Origin of the sequence: Streptomyces phaeofaciens, from assembly GCF_014648915.1 — a bacterium.
Lineage (GTDB): Bacteria > Actinomycetota > Actinomycetes > Streptomycetales > Streptomycetaceae > Streptomyces > Streptomyces phaeofaciens.
The window spans coordinates 1-1,299 of the sequence record NZ_BMSA01000092.1; the positions used below are offsets into that span (position 1 = coordinate 1).

Consider the following 1,299-nt stretch of genomic DNA (forward strand, 5'->3'; position numbering starts at 1 on the left):
CGCGTCGTTTGTAGTGACTGATGCGGGCTTGGTGTTGGCGTCGTCGGCGCCAGTGTGACCAGTGCAGGATGTGGCTGGCCGGGGTGGGTCGGCGGTCGGTGAGCCGAGTGATCAGGCGCCGGATCTCGGCGAGGCTGAGGTGGATGAGCTGGGAGGATCCGTTTCTGCTTTCTCGGCATCCAGCTCCCGTGCCCGCAGGACGGTGAGGCAGGCGTGGGCGGCCATGGCGAGGGTCATGTGGCGGTGCCAGCCGGGATAGCGGCGGACCTGGTAGTCGTCCAGGCCGCATTCCTGCTTCGCGGTCTGGAAGCACTCCTCCACCGCCCAGCGGCTGCCCGCGATGCGGATGAGTTCGTCCAGGGTGGTGTCGGCGGGACAGTAGGCGATGTAGTAGGAGATCTCTTCGGGTCTGCTGATGCTGCGGCGGGCGATGACCCAGTGCCGGCGGTCCTCACGGTGCCAGGGGCGGACCTCGACACGGGCCCAGTCGTAGATCCGCCGGCCATGGGCTCCCTCGCCGCAGGAACGGCGTTTCCACTTCTGCCGTGGCAGGCCGGGGAACAGGTCGTGGACGGGGTGGTCCATGGCCCAGCGGGTGACGACGGTGTCGTGCCGGGTGGTGGCCATGACGTGGAAGACGTCGGCCTGCTCGAGTTCGAAGCGCCAGCCCTTGCTGAAACCGTAGGCGGCGTCCGCCGTTACCCAGCCGAACGGGATCCGGTCCGCGATGGCCCTGCGGACCATCGCCTTGGCCATGACCACCTTCGTGGCGAACGCGACCTCGTCGCCGATGCCGGCCCGGCGGCAGCGTTCCCGGTCGTCCGTCCACGACGTGGGCAGATAGAGCCGTCGGTCGATCAGCGTGCGTCCGCGATCGGTGGCGTAGGCGAGGAACACACCGATCTGGGAGTTCTCGGTGCGGCCGGCGGTTCCGGAATACTGCCTCTGCACCCCGGCCGACCGCAGGCCCTTCTTCAGAAAGCCGGTGTCGTCGACGATCAGCACGGCATCCCGGTCGCCGAGGTGTTCCACGACGTAGTCACGGACATCGTCCAGAACCTCATCCGCGTCCCACTCGATCCGGTTCAGCATCCGCTGGATCCGGTCCGGGCCGTCGTGACCGGCCTCCTCGGCCAGCGTCCAGCCGTTCTTGCGCTCCAGCGGAGCAATCAGGCCCCGCATGTAGGCAAGAGCCGACTCCCGCGGCTCCGACCTGTTGAAACGGTGCACGAACCGCTCATGCAGAGCGGTCAGTTCACCCGCCCACAATCTGACATCGGTAAGGTCCCCACCCATAAC

The 1,299-nt window shown here is 67.4% G+C and carries 1 protein-coding gene; it reads right to left on the reverse strand.

Annotation, left to right across the window (positions count from 1 at the left end; translation table 11 throughout):
• Window positions 1–111: 111 nt before the first annotated feature.
• A complete protein-coding gene (locus IE275_RS45680; protein ID WP_189718605.1) occupies window positions 112–1,296 on the reverse strand; it encodes an IS701 family transposase in 1,185 nt (394 codons plus the stop codon).
• Window positions 1,297–1,299: the final 3 nt, after the last annotated feature.

Coding starts and splice junctions, on each gene's coding strand:
- IE275_RS45680 (WP_189718605.1), bottom strand. CDS start 1,296: ATGGGTGGGGACCTTACCGATGTCAGATTGTGGGCGGGTGAACTGACC.